This is a genomic window from Nodosilinea sp. FACHB-131 (genome assembly GCF_014695395.1).
Lineage (GTDB): Bacteria > Cyanobacteriota > Cyanobacteriia > Phormidesmidales > Phormidesmidaceae > Nodosilinea.
The window spans coordinates 45,062-67,137 of sequence record NZ_JACJOF010000021.1; the positions used below are offsets into that span (position 1 = coordinate 45,062).

Annotated in this window: 27 protein-coding genes; 14 read left to right on the forward strand and 13 right to left on the reverse strand. The window is 57.2% G+C overall.

What is annotated here, in order from left to right; genetic code table 11:
- Positions 1-57 precede the first annotated feature (57 nt).
- The 4 genes from H6F75_RS12900 to H6F75_RS12915 all read right to left on the reverse strand — a co-directional run bounded on the left by H6F75_RS12900 (position 58) and on the right by H6F75_RS12915 (position 2,911).
- Positions 58-645 (reverse strand): carbonic anhydrase, encoded by a 588-nt coding sequence (locus H6F75_RS12900; RefSeq protein WP_190752864.1) that lies wholly within the window; start codon positions 643-645, stop codon positions 58-60.
- Between the two features lie 121 nt (positions 646-766).
- Entirely contained in the window at positions 767-1,969 is a 1,203-nt protein-coding gene (locus H6F75_RS12905) for an NAD-dependent epimerase/dehydratase family protein (protein ID WP_190752866.1), read from the reverse strand.
- Entirely contained in the window at positions 1,970-2,431 is a 462-nt protein-coding gene (locus H6F75_RS12910; RefSeq protein WP_190752868.1) for a sulfur transferase domain-containing protein, read from the reverse strand.
- Positions 2,432-2,434: 3 nt separating this feature from the next.
- The gene (locus H6F75_RS12915; RefSeq protein WP_199303918.1) at positions 2,435-2,911 is read right to left on the reverse strand and encodes a hypothetical protein; all 477 of its coding nucleotides are present in this window, start codon (positions 2,909-2,911) and stop codon (positions 2,435-2,437) included.
- Positions 2,912-3,028: 117 nt separating this feature from the next.
- On the opposite strand from H6F75_RS12915, the gene H6F75_RS12920 reads away from it, so the two are divergent.
- The 6 genes from H6F75_RS12920 to metX all read left to right on the forward strand — a co-directional run bounded on the left by H6F75_RS12920 (position 3,029) and on the right by metX (position 8,268).
- Positions 3,029-3,709 (forward strand): MgtC/SapB family protein, encoded by a 681-nt coding sequence (locus H6F75_RS12920; protein WP_190752870.1) that lies wholly within the window; start codon positions 3,029-3,031, stop codon positions 3,707-3,709.
- Between the two features lie 49 nt (positions 3,710-3,758).
- The gene (locus H6F75_RS12925) at positions 3,759-4,049 is read left to right on the forward strand and encodes a hypothetical protein (protein ID WP_073610927.1); all 291 of its coding nucleotides are present in this window, start codon (positions 3,759-3,761) and stop codon (positions 4,047-4,049) included.
- A gap of 191 nt (positions 4,050-4,240) precedes the next feature.
- Positions 4,241-4,453 carry a hypothetical protein gene (locus H6F75_RS12930; protein WP_190752888.1) on the forward strand — a complete coding sequence of 71 codons (213 nt, stop codon included), beginning with the start codon at positions 4,241-4,243 and terminating at the stop codon, positions 4,451-4,453.
- A gap of 124 nt (positions 4,454-4,577) precedes the next feature.
- On the forward strand, positions 4,578-5,567 hold the full coding sequence (cysK, locus tag H6F75_RS12935; protein ID WP_190752890.1) for a cysteine synthase A: 990 nt from the start codon (positions 4,578-4,580) through the stop codon (positions 5,565-5,567).
- 199 nt (positions 5,568-5,766) lie between these two features.
- Positions 5,767-7,059, forward strand: coding sequence for an O-acetylhomoserine aminocarboxypropyltransferase/cysteine synthase (locus H6F75_RS12940; protein WP_190752891.1), 1,293 nt, complete (start codon positions 5,767-5,769; stop codon positions 7,057-7,059).
- Positions 7,060-7,164: 105 nt separating this feature from the next.
- A complete protein-coding gene (gene metX / locus H6F75_RS12945; protein WP_190752892.1) occupies positions 7,165-8,268 on the forward strand; it encodes a homoserine O-acetyltransferase in 1,104 nt (367 codons plus the stop codon).
- A 56-nt stretch (positions 8,269-8,324) separates the two neighbouring features.
- Here metX and H6F75_RS12950 read toward each other — a convergent pair whose 3' ends face one another.
- The 6 genes from H6F75_RS12950 to H6F75_RS12975 form a co-directional block, all read right to left on the reverse strand.
- Positions 8,325-8,906 (reverse strand): hypothetical protein, encoded by a 582-nt coding sequence (locus tag H6F75_RS12950; RefSeq protein WP_190752893.1) that lies wholly within the window; start codon positions 8,904-8,906, stop codon positions 8,325-8,327.
- Complete coding sequence (locus tag H6F75_RS12955; RefSeq protein ID WP_190752894.1) at positions 8,887-10,098, reverse strand: sulfite exporter TauE/SafE family protein; 1,212 nt, start codon at positions 10,096-10,098, stop codon at positions 8,887-8,889. The genes H6F75_RS12950 and H6F75_RS12955 overlap by 20 nt, the downstream gene beginning before the upstream one ends.
- A gap of 313 nt (positions 10,099-10,411) precedes the next feature.
- The gene (locus H6F75_RS12960) at positions 10,412-10,687 is read right to left on the reverse strand and encodes a hypothetical protein (protein WP_199303919.1); all 276 of its coding nucleotides are present in this window, start codon (positions 10,685-10,687) and stop codon (positions 10,412-10,414) included.
- Positions 10,688-10,882: 195 nt separating this feature from the next.
- Positions 10,883-11,521, reverse strand: a complete 639-nt coding sequence (locus tag H6F75_RS12965; RefSeq protein WP_190752895.1) for a hypothetical protein — start codon at positions 11,519-11,521, stop codon at positions 10,883-10,885.
- 26 nt (positions 11,522-11,547) lie between these two features.
- On the reverse strand, positions 11,548-12,180 hold the full coding sequence (locus H6F75_RS12970; RefSeq protein WP_190752896.1) for a cadmium resistance transporter: 633 nt from the start codon (positions 12,178-12,180) through the stop codon (positions 11,548-11,550).
- A gap of 13 nt (positions 12,181-12,193) precedes the next feature.
- Entirely contained in the window at positions 12,194-12,949 is a 756-nt protein-coding gene (locus tag H6F75_RS12975) for a cadmium resistance transporter (protein WP_347710647.1), read from the reverse strand.
- A 168-nt stretch (positions 12,950-13,117) separates the two neighbouring features.
- On the opposite strand from H6F75_RS12975, the gene H6F75_RS12980 reads away from it, so the two are divergent.
- Positions 13,118-14,053, forward strand: coding sequence for a LysR family transcriptional regulator (locus tag H6F75_RS12980; protein WP_190752897.1), 936 nt, complete (start codon positions 13,118-13,120; stop codon positions 14,051-14,053).
- A gap of 123 nt (positions 14,054-14,176) precedes the next feature.
- Here the strand turns inward: H6F75_RS12980 and H6F75_RS12985 are convergent, their stop codons facing one another.
- From H6F75_RS12985 to H6F75_RS12995, 3 genes are all read right to left on the reverse strand, one after another.
- Positions 14,177-15,034, reverse strand: a complete 858-nt coding sequence (locus H6F75_RS12985) for a prohibitin family protein (RefSeq protein ID WP_190752898.1) — start codon at positions 15,032-15,034, stop codon at positions 14,177-14,179.
- A 144-nt stretch (positions 15,035-15,178) separates the two neighbouring features.
- Positions 15,179-15,640, reverse strand: coding sequence for a DUF202 domain-containing protein (locus tag H6F75_RS12990; RefSeq protein ID WP_190752899.1), 462 nt, complete (start codon positions 15,638-15,640; stop codon positions 15,179-15,181).
- A 314-nt stretch (positions 15,641-15,954) separates the two neighbouring features.
- Positions 15,955-16,602, reverse strand: a complete 648-nt coding sequence (locus H6F75_RS12995; RefSeq protein ID WP_190752900.1) for a Crp/Fnr family transcriptional regulator — start codon at positions 16,600-16,602, stop codon at positions 15,955-15,957.
- 405 nt (positions 16,603-17,007) lie between these two features.
- Here H6F75_RS12995 and H6F75_RS13000 point away from each other — a divergent pair, with 405 nt between their 5' ends.
- The 7 genes from H6F75_RS13000 to H6F75_RS13030 all read left to right on the forward strand — a co-directional run bounded on the left by H6F75_RS13000 (position 17,008) and on the right by H6F75_RS13030 (position 21,956).
- Positions 17,008-18,240, forward strand: a complete 1,233-nt coding sequence (locus tag H6F75_RS13000; RefSeq protein WP_190752901.1) for an RNA polymerase sigma factor — start codon at positions 17,008-17,010, stop codon at positions 18,238-18,240.
- Between the two features lie 296 nt (positions 18,241-18,536).
- Positions 18,537-18,932, forward strand: coding sequence for a YciI family protein (locus tag H6F75_RS13005; protein WP_190752902.1), 396 nt, complete (start codon positions 18,537-18,539; stop codon positions 18,930-18,932).
- A gap of 134 nt (positions 18,933-19,066) precedes the next feature.
- Positions 19,067-19,783, forward strand: coding sequence for a DUF899 domain-containing protein (locus tag H6F75_RS13010; protein ID WP_190752903.1), 717 nt, complete (start codon positions 19,067-19,069; stop codon positions 19,781-19,783).
- Positions 19,784-19,887: 104 nt separating this feature from the next.
- Positions 19,888-20,361, forward strand: coding sequence for a DUF1579 domain-containing protein (locus tag H6F75_RS13015; protein WP_190752904.1), 474 nt, complete (start codon positions 19,888-19,890; stop codon positions 20,359-20,361).
- A 184-nt stretch (positions 20,362-20,545) separates the two neighbouring features.
- Positions 20,546-20,905, forward strand: coding sequence for a YciI family protein (locus H6F75_RS13020; RefSeq protein ID WP_190752905.1), 360 nt, complete (start codon positions 20,546-20,548; stop codon positions 20,903-20,905).
- A gap of 140 nt (positions 20,906-21,045) precedes the next feature.
- Positions 21,046-21,477, forward strand: coding sequence for an SgcJ/EcaC family oxidoreductase (locus H6F75_RS13025; RefSeq protein ID WP_190752906.1), 432 nt, complete (start codon positions 21,046-21,048; stop codon positions 21,475-21,477).
- A gap of 74 nt (positions 21,478-21,551) precedes the next feature.
- A complete protein-coding gene (locus tag H6F75_RS13030) occupies positions 21,552-21,956 on the forward strand; it encodes a VOC family protein (protein ID WP_190752907.1) in 405 nt (134 codons plus the stop codon).
- Positions 21,957-22,076: the final 120 nt, after the last annotated feature.

Below are 22,076 nucleotides of genomic sequence, written 5' to 3' on the forward strand. Positions count from 1 at the left end.
TCAGACTTTGAAGCTGAGACTCCCTCCCCACCCATCCACCCCCTACCCCTTACCCATCTACTCCCCGCCCCCTGCCCCCACCGCCGTCGCCTCCGGCACCTCCACCAGCCGCCCCGTCTTCACGTCGTAGATATAGCCGTAGATGGGGATATTTGCGGGCACCAGCGGGTGGTTGCGAATGCGGGCCACATCTTCCGCCACGCTTTTGGTCTGGTCAGCGATGGTGAGCCAGCTAATGAAGTCGCCCGCACTGGAGCCCGGCCCCTGGCCCACATCGTGCCAACCGTCGGCATCGACCTTAGCGGTTTCGAGGCTGTTGGCCAGCAGCCCGCGAATTACGGCATCGGTGAAGGTTTCCATGCCGCAGTCGCTGTGGTGAATGACAAACCACTCGCGAGTCCCCAGCAGTTTGTAGGAAATCACCAGGGAACGAATGGCATCGTCACTGGCCCGTCCCCCGGCATTGCGAATCACGTGGGCATCGCCCTCGCTCAGCCCAGCGAATTTAGCCGGATCCAGGCGGGCATCCATGCAGGTAAGCACCGCAAAGCGCCGACCGGGGGGCAGGGGCAGATTGCCTTTGTCGCCAAAGTCGGCGGCGTAGGCATCGTTGGCGTTGAGTACAGCTTGGAGAGTTTGGGACATGGGGGGTAGGGGGTAGGGGGTGGATGGGTAAGGGGGTGGATGGGTAGAGGGTAGGAGAGTGGATTTGGATCAGGTTTGAGTCTTGGTTTTCACCCATCGACTCATCCACCCATCCACCCATCTACCCCTTCACCCACTTCGACGTAGAGGGGATTTTGCTGCGATCGCACCGCTCCGCATACTTCTGCGCCACTTCGGTCACTTCCAGCAGCAGCCCTTTACTGAGGGTGATGGGCTCCAGGCCCAGTTCGAGGAAGCAGCGGTTTTCAACGAAGAGGTCGTTTTCGGCGGCTTCTTTACGGGGGTTGTCGAGGTAGGTGATTTCGGCTCCGGTGATGTCGCTGACCAGCTGGGCCAGGTTGCGAACCCGATGGGTTTCGGTCATCTGGTTAAAGATTTTCACCGGTTCCCCGGGGCTGGGCGGGTTTTCGAGCGCCAGCTGAATGCAGCGCACGGTATCTTGAATGTGGATAAAGGCGCGGGTTTGGCCGCCGGTACCGTGGACGGTGAGGGGGTAGCCGATCGCCGCCTGCATGAGAAAGCGATTCAGCACGGTGCCGTAGTCGCCGTCGTAGTCAAAGCGGTTGATCAACTGCTCGTCGAGGCGGGTTTCGCGGGTGTGGGTGCCCCAGACCACGCCCTGGTGCAGGTCGGTGACCCGCACGCCGTCGTTTTTGTTGTAGTAGAAAAAGAACAGCTGATCCTGGGTTTTGGTCATGTGGTAGACACTGCCCGGATTGGCTGGGTAGAGAATCCGCTGGGCGATGCGCTCCCCGCTTTCGGTGGGAATTTCCACATCCAGATAGCCCTCAGGAATTTTCATGCCCGCCGTGCCGTAGCCGTAGACCCCCATGGTGCCAAGGTGGGTGACGTGGATGTCGAGCCCCGATTCGACGATGGCGCAGAGCAGGTTGTGAGTGGCGTTGAGGTTGTTGTCGACGGTGTAGCGCTTGTGGCGGGGCGATTTCATCGAGTAGGGGGCGGCCCGCTGCTCGGCGAAGTGTACGACGGCATCGGGGCGATACTGCTGAATCAGGCCGAGGAGCTGGTCGTAGTCCTGGGCGATATCGACTCGATGAAAGGGAATGTCGTGCCCGGTCAGGGCTTTCCAGGTGGCCAGCCGCACGCCGAGGGGAGCGATCGGGGTGAGGGAGTTGACTTCTAGCTCGTTGTCAATGTTGCGCCGGGAGAGGTTGTCAAGAATGACGACCTCGTGACCCAGGTTCGACAAATGCAGGGCTGTGGGCCAGCCACAAAATCCGTCGCCGCCCAAAACAAGGACCTTGAGCGGCTGGGTCAGAGTCTGACCGTTGGCAACCACCATCTACCCGACCTCCTGCTGGTCAGGCACGGGGGCGCCATAGTAGTCGCGCAAAAACTGCTGAATCTGCGGCTGCTCTGGCCCCAGCCCGTGGGCCGCGGCCTGCTCCAAAAACGCGTCGCGAGAGAGCTGCTCCTGGGTGGCGATCGCAGCTAAGGCCACTGCTGTAGCCCGTCCCCCGCCTCGACAGTGAACTAATACGGGCTTCGGCAGAGCATCTAAAGCGGCCAGGGCCGCGGTTAGAGCTTCGCCGTCTGGGACAGTGGGGCTAACGGGAGCTTGGGCATAGCCCAGGCCAGCGGCGGCGGCGTGATCGGCTTCATCGGCCAGGCTGTCGGGTTCGGCGGGCGATCGCACATTCAGCACTGCCTGAAAGCCTTGCTCAGCCAACGCTTGAATTTGCTCCGGGGAAAGCTGCCCAGCACTGCTGTAGTCCTGATTCACAGGGGGAATATTATCTGTCATGACCTATCCTCTCAACTGTCGAGCGTCGGCATCGGTCAGCAACCGGTAAAAGGCCACCGCCACCACGCCCCAGACCACATTAAACAGCACCACAAAGGCCGGGGTCAGACCGCCCAGCCCTAGCCCCAGCACCCCGTGGGGGGTCTGGATGGGGAAGACGATGAAGAGCTGGGCGATCGCAGGTAGCAGACCAATCAACAATCCCTGGGTAAGCCGACTACCGCGAGACCGAGCAAAAAACGGCAGCAACAGCCCCCATAGACCGCCCCACACAATGCGGTGATACAGCCAGGCCGGAGTCCATTCAGGGGCGATCGCCACCCCCAGCAGGGCGGTAATACCCAACAGACCAAACAGCCACACGGTCACGCTATTGGCCAAACCACCTAGGGCTCCCGCCGCAAAAGACCAGGCGACCTCCTGCAGATGGGGTATCGAAATCGGCAAACTGCCCTCTGAAGATGACGAGAAGCGACTCATAGAATGCCTCCAGGCAATGGGATGAAGACCGGGCAAATGCTTGGTGCGCTTAATCAGAGCGTATCGAACCGCTCTCGACAGAGGCAAACGCATCCCGAATCGTACATGAAACCAAAAATGTTTGCAATCGGATTGAAAACTATTCGATGGCATGCCATAGTTGTCAAACACAAACTAATCACCGGTAAACCTACCGGGTTTTCGGTGTATGCAGTGGCGGGGGCAATTATTTTGGCGATTCAGGCTGGCTACATTGAGGCCAACGACTGGCTCAACCTGATCTTTCGGGTCGGGCTTTCCGTTGTCATCGGCGGGCTGATTGGCTTCGAGCGTCAGTGGACCGGCACTAACCGCTCTGCCGGGGTTCGCACCCACATGGTGATTAGCTTGGGAGCAACGCTGTTTATTCTGCTGCCCATTCAGCTCCCCCAAGACTACTCCTCCGTGAACGCCCTCAGCCGCACCATCCAGGGCATTGCTACCGGGGTGGGCTTCATTGGAGCGGGGCTAATTTTGCAGCAGTCCCACCGGGGCAAAGTTAAGGGACTGACCTCGGCGGCGGCGATTTGGGCCACGGCAGCCCTCGGCACCGCGATTGGCCTGGGCTATTGGCAACTTGCCGTGGTGGGCACTGTAGCCATGCTGCTGGTGCTCAGCGGGGTCAAGCAGGCCAAACGGCCGATCGCCGTGCGCTTGGGGCGCTCGTCGTCCTCATCAAAAAAGCGTTCCGCCGATGCACCGTCACCTACGCCAACTGACCGGCGCGCTCACCCATCGTTTTTCTCCCAAGATGACTAACCTTTAGTCCTCCAAACGTTCACCCGTTGTTTCTATTGGTTTACGCACCATGACAACCACCCAGACTCAGCTCAGGCTCAGAATTTACGGTTCTCCCCAGCTCTCCGTTAAAACGCTGCTCGAAGATCTGGCCGAAAGCTGTCGGGTTGTGGTGCGAGCCATTGCGTTGAACGGGCAGCCGACTACGCTTTCGATCAGCAGTTCGGCCCAGTCCACGGCCCTAGAAGTTGAGCTATCTGGCCCGCTCAATGCGGTGCAGTGCTGGCTCAGTCAGCTGCAAAAATATCCCCTCGTCATTCAGGGCAAAGGCAACCCCGATGGCGACGGCTGGCATTACTAGTCAGCACCGTCGGAGCATAGACCGTTTCAAGTTTTTCTTCGCCCCCAACCTGGGGCTCTCTGCGGAGTACAGCAAACCCAAATACCAAAGGGGGAACCCTAGAGCGATCGGCTCAACCCTTGGTCTCAAGCCTACTCCGCATCTTCGCTAGTCAAGTTTTCCGCTGTTCTCTTCTCTCTCCATTTTTTGCCATGACTTCCTTCTCTCTTAACCAGGCTGAAATCCAGCCCTCCTCCCCCGCCACTTCCTTTGCCAACCACTCTCTACCTAAACCCCTAAAAAACCGCTGGAGCCGCGGTCGTGGCTATTTCATAATCGCCCTAATTGCGCCGCTGTTGCTGGGTAGTTTGCTGCTGGTTTATCTACACAACGCCACCAAAACGCGACTGAGTCTGTGGCAATAACGGATCTTTGTTAGACAGTGGGGAGTAGGGGTAGAGAGTAGAAGATCCTTGGCCCTGAAGACTGCAAAGCCCTTCACCCATCCACCCCCTACCCCTCACCCATCCACCCCCTACCCTTCATCCCATGCCCATCGCCAACAACATCACCGAACTCATCGGCCACACCCCCATGGTGCGCCTCAACCGCATTCCTCAGTCTGAGGGAGCCGTGGCTCACATTGTCTTCAAACTAGAGAGCTTCAACCCCGCCGCCTCCGTCAAAGACCGCATCGGGGCCAGCATGATTCAGGCGGCCGAAGATGCGGGACTGATCAACCCAGAGTCCACGATTCTGGTAGAACCTACCTCTGGTAACACCGGCATTGCCCTGGCCCTGGTTGCCGCCGCCAAGGGCTACCGGCTCATTTTGACTATGCCCGACACCATGAGCCTAGAGCGGCGGGCGATGCTGCAAGCCTACGGTGCCCAGCTAGAGTTGACCCCCGGCAGCCAGGGCATGGTCGGAGCCATTCGACGGGCCGCAGAAATTGTCGAATTTTTGCCCGATGCCCATATGCTTCAGCAGTTCCGCAACCCGGCCAACCCCAAGATTCATCGTGAAACCACCGCTGAGGAACTGTGGGCCGATACCGAGGGGGCGATCGATATTTTGATTGCCGGAGTCGGCACCGGCGGCACCATTACCGGCGTAGCCGAGGTGCTAAAGCAGCGCAAGCCGGGGTTCCAAGCGATTGCTGTGGAACCCGTCGAAAGCCACATACTCTCTGGCGGTACCCCTGGCCCCCACAAAATCCAGGGCATTGGCGCAGGCTTTATCCCCGAAGTGCTGAACGTTGACCTAATTGACGAAGTGATTCAGATCGACAGCGAAACCGCCGTCAGCTACGGCCGCCGCCTGGCCCGAGAAGAAGGCATCCTCTCCGGCATTTCTGCCGGCGCTGCCTTAGCCGCCGCCATTCAGGTTGGGCAGCGTCCCGAAAACGCTGGCAAACTCATCGTCGCCGTTCAGCCCAGCAACGGTGAACGCTATCTCAGCACCGTGCTGTTTAACAATCTGCCGCCCAATCAGGTCGCCGATCTGTCAGCTCTGCGAGGTGAATTGATCAGCGTCTGACGAGAGTGAGAAGTAAGGAGTAGCCAGTTTCGAATGTTGAGTTTTGAATTTTGAATTTTTACTACCCCAAACGAACTCACAACTCAAAACTAAGCATTTCTCCTGCGGAGACGCTCCGCGAACAAAACTTTCACTAGTTTCTACTACCTACCCTCACCCATCCACCCCCTACCCTCCCACCCATCCACCCCTTACCCCCATGCCTCACCGCTACGAAACCCTACAAGTGCACGCCGGCCAGGAACCCGCCCCTGGCACCAACGCCCGCGCGGTGCCCATTTACCAAACCACCTCCTACACCTTCGACGATGCCGACCATGGGGCACGCCTGTTTGCCCTGCAGGAGTTTGGCAACATCTACACCCGCATCATGAACCCCACCACCGATGTGTTTGAAAAGCGCGTCGCGGCGTTAGAAGGTGGGGCAGCGGCGTTGGCTACGGCCAGCGGCCAGGCGGCCCAGTTTCTTGCCCTCACGACCCTGGCTCAAGCGGGGGACAACATTGTCTCTACCAGCTACCTCTACGGCGGCACCTACAACCAGCTCAAGGTGACGCTGCCGCGCCTGGGCATTGGGGTGAAGTTCGTGGAGGGCGACGATGCAGAGTCGTTTCGACAGGCGATCGATGAGAACACCAAGGCGCTCTATGTGGAGAGCATCGGCAATCCGCAGTTTAACGTGCCGGACTTTGCTGCCCTGGCCCATGTGGCCCATGAAAGCGGCATTCCGCTCATTGTCGATAACACCTTTGGGGCGGTGGGCTACCTGGTGCGACCTATCGATCACGGAGCCGACATTGTGGTGCAAAGCGCCACCAAGTGGATTGGCGGCCACGGCACCTCCATTGGCGGCGTGATTGTTGACTCGGGTAAATTTGACTGGCGCAATGGCAAGTTTCCCCTGTTCACCGAGCCATCGCCGGGCTACCACGGGCTCAATTTCTCCGATACCTTTGGCCCCGATGGCCCCTTTGGGAATATCGCCTTCATCATTCGAGCGCGGGTCGAAGGGCTGCGGGACTTGGGTCCGGCCCTCAGCCCCTTTAACGCTTTTTTGCTGCTGCAAGGGCTGGAAACGTTGTCTCTGCGAGTCGATCGCCACGCCAGCAACGCCTTAGCCCTGGCCCACTGGCTGAAAGACCAGCCCCAGGTGGAGTGGGTCAACTATTTGGGCCTACCTGAGCACCCCTACCACGATCGCGCCACTAAGTACCTGCACAACGGCTTCGGCGGCGTACTCAATTTCGGCATTAAAGGTGGATTGGAAGCGGGCCGCAAATTTATCAACCAAGTCAAACTCGCCAGCCACCTTGCCAATGTCGGCGATGCCAAAACCCTGGTCATTCACCCCGCCAGCACCACGCACCAGCAGCTCAACGAAACGGAACAACAGTCAGCCGGAGTTGCCCCCGACCTGGTGCGCGTGTCAGTCGGCATTGAGCACATCGAGGACATTAAGGAAGACTTTGTCCAGGCGTTTGCAGCGCTGTAAGGGGAGTGGGGAGTAGGGGAGTCATGGAGTAATGGAGTAGGAGGTACGGGAAGTCAAGCTGCGTCTACATCCCATCTACCCATCCACCCCTTACCCCTCACCCCCATGTCCTACCTTCACCTGGTCTCACCCCACACCCAGCTCTACCACCTACCCGATCCCCTAGAGCTAGAGCTGGGCGGCATCCTTCCCCAGGTGCAGGTGGCCTATCGCACTTGGGGAGAGCTGAGCGATCGCGCCGACAATGCCGTACTAGTCTGCCATGCCCTCACCGGCACCGCCGATGTCGATGACTGGTGGCAACCGCTGCTGGGGCCGGGGCGCACCCTCGACCCAACCCAAGACTTTGTGGTTTGCAGCAATATTTTGGGCAGTTGCTACGGCACCACTGGCCCCACCAGCCTTGACCCAGCTACAGGGCAGCCCTATGGTGCCACCTTTCCCGCCATCACCGTGCGGGATATGGTGCATGTGCAGGCCAAGCTGCTGGAAGGGTTAGGGGTAAAGTCTTTACGCTTAGTCATAGGCGGTTCCCTCGGCGGCATGCAGTCCTTGGAGTGGGGCTTGCAGTATGGCGATCGCGTGGGCAGCCTTGCCGTCATTGCCGCTCCTGGCCGCCATTCTCCCTGGTGCATTGGCTTGAGCGAAGCCCAGCGTCAGGCTATCTACACCGACCCCCTCTGGCAGGATGGCCACTACTCTCCCGACAACCCGCCGGCCCAGGGCCTGGCTGTGGCGCGCATGATTGCCATGAGCACCTATCGCTCCTGGGCCAGCTTCCACCACCGCTTTGGCCGCAACCCACCGACCCAATCCTCCCCCTCTCACTCCCACACACCCTACGCTGTCACCCAATATCTCCATCACCAGGGCCACAGGCTCGTGGAGCGCTTCGACGCCAACACCTATGTTGCCCTCACCCACGCCATGGATCGCCACGATGTCGGGGCAGTGTATCCGGGGCAGGATGCCGATCGCCGCTACCGAACTGCCCTAGGCAGCATTCACCAGCCCACCTTAGTAGTGTCCATCGACTCCGACCTGCTCTACTGCCCTGCTGAGCAGCAAGAATTAGCTGAACTGATGCCCCAAGCCCAGCTCAGCTGGCTCTATTCTCCCCACGGTCATGACGCTTTTTTGATTGATATGGAGACTCTAAATGAGCAAGTTGTGGCCTTTCGGCAGCGTTGGGCGCTGGTCAATCGCTAGCGGAAAGACAACCTCAACAGCCCCATTAGAATCCTGTACCGAATCATTTAGAACGATCAACGCAGCGATTTCCCTTTGTTGAATGCTGCTAGGGCTGCGATCGCAACAACTATCCCGCCTACCCCGCTGACAATCCAAACAGGGGAACGGCGCACTTCAGGCGCAGCCTCCTGATCTGGGGCTGGTGTTGGGGTAATGCTACGGGCACCCCCGGCGACAACGGTGGTATAGCTGAGTTCAAAAGGGGTAAAGGTAGCATCGGCTCGGGGGCGACCGGTAAGCACCATGCGGTATTCGCCCAGGGCAGGAAACGTGATGTCGGCCCCAGGAATGTTCTGAAAGCGCTCGGGCGACATAGCTTGCAGGGTGGGCTGCACAACCGGAGCGGCATCGGGCTGGTTGGTGGCATAGACGGCCAGGGTGCAGTCACACTGCTCTAAAGAAATGACCCGTCCCCCCTGTTGAGTGAGGGCCACCCACACTCGCGCTGGTTCTCCGGCTTTGGGGCTGTGGTTGGGTTCCAGGTGCCAGGTGCCTGCGACATCACCCGACACTTCGGTCTTGTGGGCCTGGGCAGGCAGCACGGCCAGGCTGCCGATCAATAACCCGGCCATCAGGCTAAGACTTGGCGGGCGCATAGTACTTCTCCAGAGACAACAGCGCCCAAATCCGCCGCCAGCGCAATAGCAGCGCCAATAACGCCAGCAACACCAGGGCCACGGCTGCTAACCAGTGGCGGGTAGAGCGCTCAAACCCGCCCAAATAGCTCGAACCCAAAAGCAGCGTATGGGTCACCGCTAACACAAAAATGGGAAGGCTGAGCAAATGGAGCCGTCGCCAGCCGTGGCCCAAGCGAGTTTGCGCCCGATTGAAGCTGGTTAGGGCCAGGGGCACCATCAGTCCCAGAGCAACAATGCCCGTCCAGCCGCCCAGTTGCAGAGTCGGCAGGAGAAACGGCAAAGCGGCCGGATTCCACCCCATGGTGACCATGTGGGCGACATGGGCTATAGAGAGCACAAAGGCTCCCACTCCCAGAGTGCGACGATAGATGAGTAAAGCTGGCCAGAGCCGGCTGAGGGGACGAGCGATCAGCGCCAGCAGCAGCAACACCAGCGCCCCGTGGCCGGTGAAGTCGATCATGTCGCTGCCCCGCAGCAAGGTCAGAATGCCAATTAGGAGAGTAATCCAACCGCCCAGGCGAAACAGCTGCCCTCGGCGATCGCTGCTGACCCAGGCCGTCGATACGCCGACCCCAAGCATCATCGGCAGGGTGCCCATCCCAAAGGCCAGCATGGTGGCCCCGCCCCGCCAGAGGTTGGTGGTCTCTGCGGCCTTCAACTGCGCTGCGTACAAAAACCCGCAGGGCATCAGCCCCCAGGCTAACCCGAGCAGCAGCGGCGTCCACCGCTGGGGGTTGAGAGAAAGAGCCTGCATGGCACGACTCAGCCGACTGTGCCAGCTCGCCTGGGCCATGGGGTTGAGCAGCGGCACTTGGGGCACCTGGCCAGGGCTAATTTGGGCTAGCCCAAACCAGATCAGCAGCAGCCCGGTCACCAGGGCCACCCCTCGCCGCAGGGGGCTGCCGATGCCGGCCATTTGCCCACTGGCCACGAGCACCGACCCCAGCGCCCCAATCATCAGGCCCACTAGGGCGTAGCTCACCAGCCGCCCCAGGTTGAGCAGCAGGTGAAACCCAATCTGCTGCCAGCGATCGCGCTCGGTATCTGGCTGAGACAGCGAAAAGGCGACGGTGATGGGGCCGCACATGCCCAGGCAGTGGCCAAAACTGCCTAAAAATCCTAAGCTGGCCATGAGCAACAGGTCGAGCATGCTGGCGTTGAGGCGCTGATGAACGGCTTTTCAGCGTAACACCCTGCCTGACCAGTGTCTTTCGACCGCCTGTCTATTGACCTGAACCCTGGTCTGCTCCCGTTGTAGTGCTCCCTAGGGAAGAGCGGCTGATAATGTGAACACCTTAGACAAGAGGCATCAAAAGGGCGTAATTACTTCGATAATTACTGCGGCGGTAAGGGCCTGTGAACGTTGCTCTAAGGAACTACCGATCGATTTGAAGGTCCCTACGGCCCCTTAGTTACGACAGCCAAATTTTGGCCATCCACTGCAATCCCGCAATCTACAGAACTCACCCAACACCATCATCTATTAGCTCGACTAGGCGCGAAAACCAGTAGGTGATTTCTGGATCGCAGCAGGTGGTGAGGCGGGCAATTTCTCGGGCCAGCTGAAAGGTTGCCTCTCCCTTGGGGTGGTGGGTCATACCCGCGTGGTCTAGCAGCGCTGCCTTGAGATCGCCGGGGTAAACGGGCAATTTTTGCCCATCGGCCAGGTGCATTTGGTTGAGAATAGGCTGCCAGTCGACAGCCTGTTTGGGGCGCTTAGGAGGGAGAGGAATTTTCATTGTAGGCCTGCTTTTTATAGGTTTATTTATGCTTAGTTTTCCCGCCCGGGGGAGGGAGAAAAACAGGCGGGAGAGGTAAACAGACGGGTGAGGGGTAGGGGGTTTAAGGGGGTAGGGGGAATGCAAAATTCAAAATTAGAAAGGCAAAATTTTGAACTTCCCACTCTCCACCCCCTACTCCCCACCTCCTGTTACTTAGTCGACCGGAGCTGTCGCCACCTGGGTTGCTACATCGGCCAGGGTGAATTCGGGCAGAGGTAGGGTGGTGTCGGCCGCTTTCAGCACCTTGTAGATCGGGGCATCAAACTCGATCGCACCAGTGATGGGGTTTTCGCTGATGGTGAGACGGGTGCCGTCGACGAGGGAGGCGATCGCCCCCTCACCGCCTAGGTCAATGCCGGTTACTGAAGCATCGCTGGGCAGAAACACGCCAGTACAGGCCCAGTCGTCGTCGGTGGTTTGGCCTGCGCCCAGGTAGGCAATTTCAGGGGTGGCGTTTTTGTGGTCGGGGTCATAGCCGTAGACGCCGACAGTGCTGGCCGTGGTGTTGCTGCAAATGCCCCAGTCTTCGCTGGTGTCCTGAATGTACTTTTGAAAGCGCAGATCAGAGAGTTTTTGGGTGAGCGAGTCCGCCGTATACCCTGCCGCTTCAAGGTCAGCCTCGGGGTTGGATTGAAGCTGTTGCAGATCGGTGAGCGCCTGGGTGATTTCAGCGTATTGAGAGCTTTTTTGGGCAATGGGGTCAGCAAAGGCTGGGCGGGCCACGCCGACAAGCACCAGCAAAATTCCGGCAAACAGTAGAAAGCTCAGAGCATTTTTGATTGTGCGAATCATAGGAAAGTCTCCTTTTAGAGTGAAAGCTAGAGGCCGATCAAGCGGTAGGTGCCGCTGTCGACCAAGATAAATAGGCCCAGACCAATCAACACCAGGGGCATCAGCCGGTGACCAACGGCGGTCAGGCGATCGCGGACCCCAGGCTGGCCAACAAACCCCCGAGCCAGCCAATACCAGAGGGCGACCAGCACCCCAAACACCAGCAGGGTAAGGCCCAGCTCGGCCCAGGTTTGGCCCGCAAACAGCGACACATAGATGCCGATGTTGTCGCCGCCGTTGGCCAGGGTAATGCCTGCGATCGCCGCTACCTGGCCATTTAGCAGGGGCAGCTCGGGAAGCACAAACTGCCCTGGAGCATCGTCTTCTCGTTTGAGCAGCTGCCTGAGGCCAATGGCAATGGGCACTAGGCCCAGCAGTCCCACGTAGGCTTTAGGTAGCACCAGACCGCCAAAGAAACCGGGCAGGCTAAGGACAACCAGGGCAGCAAAGCCAAGGTAGCGACCCCAAAAAATTTGGGGGTGGGAGAAGCGGCTGGGCACCTGAGAAAAGAACACCATAAGTAGGACAAAGTCGTCTAGGTTGGTGGCTACAAATGCGAGTCCCGCCGGAATCACGGTGTGAACTGTGGCCTGAGTTAGAATTTGCAGGAGCGAGGGCATAGGGGCAAAAACGCTACCCGTCCATTCTCTGGGCGGCGGGCATCGGTTCACCCGCGGCAACCGCCGCAGAGAGCTGCACCGCCGTCCGCAGCAGATGAATCACGCAGATGCCGACCAGGGTGAGGGCCAAAGCCGTCAACCCCCGGTACTCCAGGGTGTGACTATCGACCAAGATCAGCCCACCCAGAGCCATCAGCACAAAGGGCACAACCTGAGAGCCGTAGCGGGTGAGTAAAGCCGCGATCGCTTCCACCTGGGTCAGTTGGTAAGCCACAAAGCACCACACCCCCACCAGCCCAAAAAACACCGCCAGCATTACTCCCAGCCCCAGGCCGTCGCTGCTGGCAAACATAGGCATATAGATACCCACGTTATCGCCGCCGTTGGCCAGGGTAATGGCCGCCACGCTAGTGGTCTGGGGCGACAGCCAGCTAGACCCGCCGCTGGTGGGCGCTAGCAGCACCTCTCCGGTATCTTCACCACTTGCTTCGTCGGGTACAACCGACAGCAGGTGGCTCAGACCAATGACGATGGGGACGACCCCCAGCAGTCCAATCCAGGGCCGGGGAAAGAGCAAACTGCCGAAAAATCCCGGCAGACTCAGAGTTACGAGGCCCGCAAAACCCACGTACTGCCCCGCCACAATGTGGCGCTTGCTTAGGGCTACCCCGACCTGGGAGAAAAACAGCATCAAAATGACGATGTCGTCGAGGTTGGTGGCGGCAAACGCCATGGAGCTACGCCCCAGGATGGTCAGTAAGTCGGTCACGATCGCAGCACCTCGTCAAGGGAGTCAACAAACTTTGCCAATTGACCCTTACCTTAAGTTGGATAAACAGGGGAAGCAAACACTCTTTTTTGTGAGTTTGATAAATAGAATTTATGCAATAATTGAGCAGGTTTTTTTGACTGTTTAGCCATCACAAAATTAGCTCCTATGAAGCTTGAGCAACTCAGGGTTTTTTTGGCAGTGGCCGAACATTTGCACTTTACCCGAGCGGCAGACTCCCTCTACATTACTCAGCCTGCGGTGAGTGCATCTATTCAAACCTTGGAAGAAGAGTATGGGGTAAAGCTATTTCACCGCATTGGTAGACATATTGAGCTGACTGACGCTGGCGAAATGCTTCAGATTGAGGCCCAAAAAATTCTCGATCAGGTGGAGCTAACCGCCCAGGGTTTGCGCGAGCTAAACGATCTTCAGCGGGGTGGCCTAAAGGTTGGTAGTAGCCTTACCGTGGGCAACTACTGGCTACCCCATAAAATTAGCCACTTCAAGCAGCAGTACCCCGGCATTTCAATCCATTGCACCATTGCCAATGCAGAGGAAATTGTCAGCGGCACCGTGAGCGGTTTGTTTGACCTAGGGCTAGTCACCGGAGAGGTAAAGGCTTCCCTCAGCCAAAATCTGTCGGTATCGATGATTGGTCAAGATGTGGTGGCTATTGTGGTCGGCCAAAGCCACGCCTGGTTTGGGCGCGATCGCGTTTCTCTCGCCGAAATTACCGATACGGCCTGGATTATGCGGGAGCCTGGATCGGGCTCTCGCTATATGTTTGAGCGATCGCTTCAGGGTTGGGGTGTTGACCCCAGCACCTTAGAAATAGCGCTTATTCTCACCACCAGCGAAATGATTAAAGCCGTAGTCGAAGGGGGCATTGGGGCAGCAGCTCTGCCTCGATCGATCGTGCGATCAGAGCTAAAACTCGGCACCCTCAAAGCGATCGAAATTGTCAATGATACTGACGCGCCTCAACACACCTATGAGATGACTCAGCCGGTGATCTTGCTGCGCCATCAAAAGCGATTTCGCACCCGCATTTCTAAAGCCTTCGAAGAGGTTTTGGTGGAGCCAGAGAAGGTGCTGGTTTAAGTATTTTGGGGTAGAAGAGGTGGGGAGAAAGATTCTAGCGTTGAGTTTTGAAGGTTGAGTTTTGAGTGTCTATCATACGAAGAGGACTCAGCATTCAAAACTGAGAGCCCAAAATATTCTTTACTACTCTTTACTTGGCAGCAAATCATCCAATTCAATCACGGTGCTCGTTCCTTCTCCGCTAATCATAGGCAGTCGCCCGTCCCACTTTTGTAAGGCTTCATACCTCAGCACGCTGGGTGTCAAAGTTTCCATCAAAATTTGGTGAGCTTCGGCGGTTCCCCTAGCTAAATTGACTTCGATTTCGGCCTGGCGCAGAGCTTTTTTAGCAACAAATTCTGCCTGTTTGGCCTCTTGCACGGCAATTTGCTTGGCCTCTACCGCCTCGCGAAACTGCTGCGAAAAATGAATGGTAGTGAGTGATACATCGTCAACGGCCAGGTTATAGGGAGTCAGGCGCGATCGCAGCCCTGCATCTACCTCGGCCTTCACCTGGTCGCGCTGGGTGATCACCTCTTCGGCGGTGTAGTGGGCCATGACAGCCTTGATCACCTCTTCGATGGCGGGGTTGACGATGGAGCGCACTACCGCAGGCTCATCACCAATTTGCCGATACACCACGTTGGCCTTGTCGGGCAGAATGTGCCAGTTGAGAGCCACATCACTAAACACATCCTGCAAGTCTTTTGACGCCGCTTCGGTGGCGATTTCCTGCTTTTGCACCCGCGTGCTGAGGGTCTCTACCGAATCGACTAGGGGCAGCAAAAAGTGCAGCCCCTCAGCCAGAATTTCCTCCTGCACCTGGCCAAAGCGCATCCACACGCCGCGCTCGCCGGCAGGAATGACCACCCAAAAGCTGGCTACCAAAGCCAACCCCAGCAGCGCTAGCAAAACCCAGGCCGCTAGGGTAGCCCCACTCCCCCATGGGGAAGCAGTGACTGGCCTAGCGGCGCGATCGCCGGTGTTGCTGAGATCGACCAAGGGTGACGGACTCCTGAGGTAAGTGGGTAGGGGGTGGATGGGTGGATGGGTAGGGAGTGGATGGGTAAGGAGGTCAGTTAGTTTTGAATTTCGAAGTCGCGCTTCAAATCAGCAACCTTGCCCCCTACTCCTTACCCCTTACCCCTACATCATCGGAAATCCTTTCACCGTCGCTGGCGCTGAAAACAGCACGTACAGCACTCCCGCCCCCAGCAGCGTGACCACCAGACTAAAGAGAATGACCCAGCGGCTGTTGGGTTCGTAGGTGTTGCTCTCAATGGCTTTGAGTACCGCAAAGTAGTGCCAGGTTGACAGCAATACGGTCACCAAGCCAATAGAGGATAAACCTAGCCCCACCAGCCAGCCCTGGCCAGTGCCGGGCACATCGGGCGAGACTAGGTAGCGTAGGCGAGCAATCAGAACGCCGAAGCCGATTAGGGCGATTGCAGTACGCATCCAGGCCAGGTAGGTGCGCTCGTTGGCCAAGTGATCGCGGGTGCGAGAGCCAGACCTTGGAGGTGGGGTGGGGCTGGGGGCAGGCGCGATGGTTTCTTGGGAGCGATCGCCCGTGGTCGAGTTGTCAATTGCTTGAGAAGACTGAGTCATTAACGCGGTAGAGAGTTAGAACAGGCAGCAAAGCTGGCGGGCCAAACCTGACCAGCCTAGGCTAAAGTCTACAGCAGTTCGATTCAATCTGCGATTAGATCGTGATTGAATTTCGATTTTATGCCTTGTGGATTAGGTCGCAAAACCCTGTACCCCGCCTGTCGCCATAACAGTGCCAAGCTCGCCGATCGTGTTCGGCATTGCTGTATACAGGTATGAATCAAAACCGCAACATCTCTCGTAGGGGCAAACAGCCGTTTGCCCTGACCCACATTTATGCCTCAATTCAGCAACGCCTCGTGCTCTTACCCTGGCTAAATTTCGTAGTGCCAGTGGTCACTAGATTCAGCCAGGATCAACTGGCGCGATCGCCGGTAGATCAGCCCTTGCTCTTCAAACTGGCGCAGCAGCCGTGTCACCGTCACTCGGCTGAGGCCGCTAAAGTCGGCTAGGTCTTGATGGGTGATCTTGAGGTCAATTAAGCAGCCGCGCTCAAGCTGTAGCCCAAAGCGATTGGCCAACCACTGCAACAGCCCAAGCAGGACGGCTTCGGCTCGGCGGTGGGTGCGCACCACCATCAGCGCCTCGGCGTGCTTTAGGTAACTGGTGATCACGTCCACTGGTGGTTGCCAGTCAGCTAGGGAAATGCAAACTGCCTCAACATCGTTGACGGCTTCAATTAAATAGGGCTCCGCATTGGAGAGAAATTTCCCCACGACGTCGCCTGCACTCCACAGGCCCAGGGCGATCGCAGTGCCGTCTTCTAAGTAGGTGAGGGTGCGCACCGCCCCTGCTTTAATCAGCCAGAGGCGATCGCTGGCAGCGGGCAAATAGCCGCGCCGGGCAAAATGGCTAGACCCAGACACCGGCAGCCGCCGTAGCTGCTCCAACGAAAGGCCCTGCAACCGAGCAGCCACCGGCAAGTCTGGCAGACCCGCTAAACTATCCAGTTGTCCCAACATTGAGTGACTCCTATGTGAGGATTTGTGAAAATCCGAGCTGCAGATGCCTTTAGGAAAAGATTGCAGGCCCTAGGTTTTGACTAGCCCTGCTGAGGATTAGCCTATGCTCCAAGCGAGCCGCCCAGCTAGCAAAGGGCTAAGGGGCAGCTCCAGAACCATTCCTAAAAATTCATCTCTGGAGCATAGCTCAATTTCAAAACATTTTCAAATGAAATTCATTTTGACTCCAACACCCATTTGCCCAAAGAGTATACAGGGCAATGCTCTGAAGCAAGATGGCAACTGAGTCAGGCTTTTTTGACTGCTGAGTGACTAAAATTATCGATCAAATCAGTCAGACAGCAGTACAATTGCACTACATTAAAATGAATTTAGACAACCGACTTTGCTGGCAGGAGCGCAACCATGAACGAATCCCTCCAGATGCAGAGGCAGGTAGATGCCATTTACCGAACTGAGTCACGTCGGGTTTTTGCCACGCTGATTCGCCTATTGGGGGATTTTGACCTGGCTGAAGAAGCGCTGCACGATGCCTTCGCTGTGGCGATGGCGCAGTGGCCGCGGGATGGGGTGCCCGCTAAGCCAAGGCCGTGGCTGGTGTCAGTGGGTCGATTTAAGGCGATCGACAACCTGCGCCGTCGCACTCGCTTTGACGCGTCGTTGGCCGAGCTGGCCCAGCAGCTCGATGCCCAGCCCGACTTGCCCGACGACGATCTTGAGGACGATCGCCTGCGGCTGATTTTCACCTGCTGCCACCCGGCCCTGCCCCAAGAGGCCCAGGTAGCCCTCACCCTGCGCGAGGTCTGCGGCCTCAAGACTGAAGAAATTGCCAGCGCCTTTTTGCTGGCCCCACCCACCCTGGCCCAGCGCATCGTGCGGGCCAAGGCCAAAATTCGTGCGGCGGGTATTCCCTACCAGGTGCCCGCCCTGGAGGACCTGCCCGATCGCTTAGACACCGTCATGCAGGTGATCTATCTCGTGTTCAACGAGGGGTATGCGGCCTCCTCTGGCCCATCGCTGACGCGGGCCGACCTCTCAGGTGAGGCGATTCGGCTGGGGCGACTGGTGCTAGAACTGTTGCCCGACCCCGAGGTGATGGGGCTGCTAGCGTTGATGCTGCTGCAAGAGTCGCGGCGTCAGGCCCGCACCTCCACCACGGGCGATCTGATTCTTTTAAGCGATCAAAATCGCGAGCTGTGGAACCAGGAGCAGATTGCCGAAGGGCGATCGCTGGTGCAGCAGGCCCTATCCTCAGCGCAAGTAGGGCCATACGGGATTCAGGCGGCGATCGCCGCCGTCCATGCCGAAGCTCCCGACCCAGCTGCAACAGACTGGGCTCAGATTGTTGGGTTATACAGCCTGCTGGCCCAGATCGAACCGACCCCCGTCGTCCACCTCAACCGAGCCGTAGCCGTGGCGATGCGCGATGGCCCTCAGGCCGGCCTGCACCTGCTAGATGAGATTCTCGCCGAGGGCGATCTAGCCCACTATCACCTGGCCCATGCGGCCCGAGCCGACCTGTGCCGCCAGTTGGGAGAAACCGCTGAAGCGAAGGCGTCTTATCAGCGAGCGCTCGATCTAGTCAAGCAAGAACCCGAGCGCCGGTTTCTCGAAAGCCGCCTGCGCGAGCTGGTCTGACTAGCGTTGCCAAATAGGAACAGAAATCCGTCTAATCCCTAATCTTCGGTCATTAACCCCTCTATTGAATAGTCGATTTAGCGCCGTAGCCAGACATCCCAAAAAAAATTAGAAAAAACTTTTGCGATCCTGTCGATCTGCCCTCCAGCCAAACGACTAATCCACAAAGGTGACAAATTCAGGCCAAACTCACAGTCAATCACCTTGCTGCCAAGCCCAGGGTGCAAGCGATGCAACCCTACAAAACGGGAGACGCAGACAGGCTTTGGCCTCAGACCTAAATTTTGGAGGCAATCATGAAATTTATCTGCCTAGGCTATTTTGACGAAACGCAGTGGGACGGGCTTTCTGAGACCGAACAGGCGAGTCTGATGGCCGACTGTTTTGCCTACGATGACGAACTGCGGCGGGGCGGCCACTTTCTCGGTGGAGAAGCACTGCAAAGCGTTCGCAACGCGGCGACGCTGCGGTACCAGAACGGCCAGGTTGTCGTTACCGATGGCCCCTTTGCCGAAACCAAGGAGCAGATCGGCGGCATCTTGATGCTGGAGGCCCGCGATCTCAACCACGCCATCCAGCTGATGTCACGCCATCCCGGAGTGCGCAACGGCCCCTTTGAGATTCGTCCAGCGGATGAAGAGATTAACGCCCAGGTTAACCAAAGCCAAACCCTCCAAACCAACCTGCACTGAGCGCAAATCCAGCTTACGTAGGTTGGGTGAAACGCAGTGCAACCCAACAAAGCCCACCGCCGTTGGGTTCCGCTAGCGCTCTAACCCAATCTACCAACTAGGAATTCTCGATTGAACACTAAGGAGAAATCCCTATGACTACCACCACTCTTGCCCATCCGCCCGTAGTGTCGGTCGACATCTGGCTGGCGGAACGAAAAGCGCTTTTAGCGGACGAAAAAGCCCTGACTCAACAGCGCGATCGCGTCAATGCCAAGCGCCGCCGTCTGCCCATGGTCAAGCTGGAGAAAACCTACACATTTGAGGGCCCCAATGGTGAGACCAGCCTGCTCGATCTGTTTGAAGGTCGCCACCAGCTGCTGGTCTACCACTTTATGTTTGACCCCGAGTGGGAGAACGGCTGCACGGGCTGCACCGGCCTAGTTAATGCCCTGGGCGATCTGAGTCTGCTGGGCGATCGCGACACCACCTTCGTGCTCATATCCCGCGCTCCGTTGGCCAAGCTTGAGCAATACAAAGCCCGCCAAGGCTGGACTCTGCCCTGGTTTTCGTCCTTTGACAGCGACTTTAACTACGATTTTCACGTCACCCTAGATGCAGCGGTAGCCCCGGTGCATTACAACTACCGCGACCAAGAGGAGCAGGAACAGCACTTTATGCAGGGCGAAAGCCACGGCATGAGCGTGTTCTTTCGCATCGACGACGAAGTTTTTCACACCTACTCAACCTATGCTCGCGGCTGCGAAAGCCTGACCGATGCCTACAGCCTGCTCGATCTCACCCCCTACGGGAGGCAGCAGGACTTTGAGGATTCGCCAGCGGGCTGGCCGCAGCGACCGACCTATGGCTAACGCCTTTGACCAACGGGTGGAAACAAGGTCAACGCCAGTTCGCCCAAACCTATTTCCAACCCACTGACTACTTCAACCTTGTACAAAAAAATTGGAGAGACATTATGCACATTGAACCTCAAGCAGAACACCAGTGGCTCGACCGGCTAGTTGGCAAATGGGTCAGCGAATGTGAATGCAGCATGGGGCCAGATCAGCCCCCTTCAAAGACTCGCGGTACGGAGGTGGTTCGCACCCTGGGCGGGATTTGGGTTATAGCCGAAGGCGAAGGCGAAATGCCCGATGGTGGCACCGGCAATACCCTCATGACCCTGGGTTACGACCCCGAAACTCAGCGCTATCTCGGCACCTTTGTCGGTTCTATGATGACCCACATGTGGGTTTATAACGGCTCTCTAGATGAGGCTAAGCAGACGCTCACCCTAGAAACTGAAGGGCCTGATTTTAGTCAAAACTCGATGGCTCCGTACAAAGACATCATTGAATTTGTCAGCGATGACCACCGGATTATGACATCGCAGATTCTCACAGAGGGGAATTGGCATCAGTTTATGACTGCCCACTACTGGCGGCAGTAGTCGATTGGCGGGCCTAAATCAAGGGATGAACCGGCAAAACCTTGGCACTCTGCATGGCCCTCAAAATCCCCCAATTCTGGGAAACTTGGAGACTCTGTATCCTCCCAGAATTGGGGCTCGGGTAAATCATACTTGTGTTGAGCAACGCCGCCGATCGCAAGCCGTCAACCTTGGGAGCTAAACCATGAAATATATGCTGCTGATTTACAGCGACGAAAACGTCTGGGCTGAAGGCGAGCAGGAGCGCTGCTACCAGGACTCGGTCAAACTGACTCAGGATCTTCAAGCCAAGGGCCAGTATTTGGGGGCATCACCCCTGCAATCGGTGGCCACAGCCACCAGTGTGCGGATGCGCGACGGCAAGCGCTTGGTGACCGACGGTCCCTTTGCCGAAACCCGAGAACAGCTCGGCGGTTATTTTTTGATTGAGGCAGAAGATTTGGACGATGCGATCGCGATCGCTGGCCGCATTCCTGCTGCGCACAAAGGCACTGTAGAAATTCGCCCATTAGTAGAGTTGACCGGCCTGCCACCTGGTCAATAAAGGCAGATTTTTTCAGTTTTTTCTCAAAAAAAGTGGCTCTACCTGTCGATCTCACCGCCTCCTATTCGACTAGTTGATGAAGCAGGGAACCAGCAGGTTTAGCTGGCTCCCACTCCCAATCAATATTTGGAGACATTCCTATGACTAGCACTAGCACTATTACCCGTGACGAAGCCCAAATTCGTCAGCTAATTGCCAACCAAACCAGTGCCATCACCGCCAAAAACCTCGAGCAAATTATGGCGTGCTACAGCCCAGATGCCGTTCTTTTTGATGTGAAGCCACCGCTTCAGCTCAACGGCAGTGCTGCCATTCGCGCCATGTGGGAAGCCTGCATGCCCTGCATGCCAGAAATCTCAGGGATTGAAACTAAAGATCTCAACGTTGCCGTCAGCGGCGATCTAGCCCTGGCCCACTGGGTGTTTCGCTTTACCGGCATTGAGCCCGGTCATCCAGCGGCAGAGATGTGGATGCGCGTTACTGCGGCCTATCAAAAGCGGCAGGGTGAATGGCAGATCCTGCATGAGCACTGCTCATTGCCCTTCAATCCGACTGCGGGCTGCGCCGGGTAGAGTTGTTATCGCCCCGCTTTACGCCTGGAGACAGTCACAGTTTAAGCCTCCTAAAACTCTTAAGGAAACCCACCATGGGCCGCAAAATTTTTGTCAACCTGCCAATCAAAAATCTCGACCAATCGGTTGACTTCTTTAGCCAGCTTGGCTTCAAGTTCAATTCTGAGTTTACCGACGAAACCGCTACTTGCATGATTGTCAGCGATGACATTTACGTCATGCTTTTAACCAACGATAAGTTCAAAACCTTTACGCCTAACCCCATCTGCGACGCTACCAAGAGCACCGAAGTTTTGGTGTGCCTGTCCTGCGATAGCCGCGAAGAGGTCGATAGCTTGGTGAGCAAAGCCGTCAATAGCGGTGGCTCAACCTATAACGACCCCCAAGATCATGGGTTTATGTATGCCCACGGCTTTCAAGATTTAGATGGTCACATTTGGGAGCTGATATACATGGAACCCAGCGCCGTCCCTCAGTAGGTGTCTATAGGGTGTGTCATCAACTCACACGACTCACCAAACCTGAGTTACACACCCTCGGTTTCTTGTACTGCTAGATTTTTCTCACCTCAACCATAGAATCCAGCTTCGATTGATCTC